Source organism: Pseudomonas sp. SbOxS1, assembly GCF_013416725.1.
Lineage (GTDB): Bacteria > Pseudomonadota > Gammaproteobacteria > Pseudomonadales > Pseudomonadaceae > Aquipseudomonas.
Window position 1 is genome coordinate 1 of the sequence record NZ_JAAVXC010000086.1, and the last position, 636, is coordinate 636.

Genomic DNA, 636 nt, shown 5'->3' on the forward strand with positions numbered 1-636 from the left:
AACCCGGCCCGCGAGATTCCGATCCAGCAGATGATGGGCAAGGCGCCGACCGAAAACTCGAAGGGCGTGCGCCTCGTCAACCTGCCGCAGGTCCGCGACATCCAGAACGAAGAGTTCGAAAAGATGCTCGCCGGCCAGCAGACCGCCCAGCAGGCGCTCGACAACGCCGTCGAGCGTGGCAACAAGGCGATCCAGGAAGCGATCGGCAACTGACGCAAGTCTGGCTCGGGAGCGTGATCCATTTCACCCCCCTCTGGCCTGCCAGCCATCTCCCTCTCGCGGGGGGAGATCGGCTGGCATCGTCTCTTTCGCTAATCGCATCTGCTGCAAGAAATGCACAGTCGCTGAAATCGCTGATCTCCCCCCTTGAGGGGGAGTTGGCTGGCAGGCCAGAGGGGGGCGTCTCAGGGCGCTTGCCTCAGTCATTGCCGCCCATTGGAACGGCCATATGACCCCACGCGTCGTCTTTCCCAACAAGCTCTTGCCCTACCTGCTGGTCGCACCGCAGCTGGCGATCACGCTGATCTTCTTCTACTGGCCGGCTAGCCAGGCGCTGCGCCAGTCGATGCTGCGGGAGGATCCCTTCGGCCTGTCGTCGAAGTTCGTCTGGTTCGCAAATTTCAAGAAGGTGCTGTC

2 pseudogenes are annotated in these 636 nt (G+C 62.3%); both read left to right on the forward strand.

Annotated elements, in window-relative coordinates:
- Positions 1-213: pseudogene (locus HFK74_RS32935) on the forward strand (hypothetical protein); the annotation flags it as partial.
- A gap of 235 nt (positions 214-448) precedes the next feature.
- Positions 449-636, forward strand: a pseudogene (locus tag HFK74_RS32940) (glycerol-3-phosphate transporter permease); the annotation flags it as partial.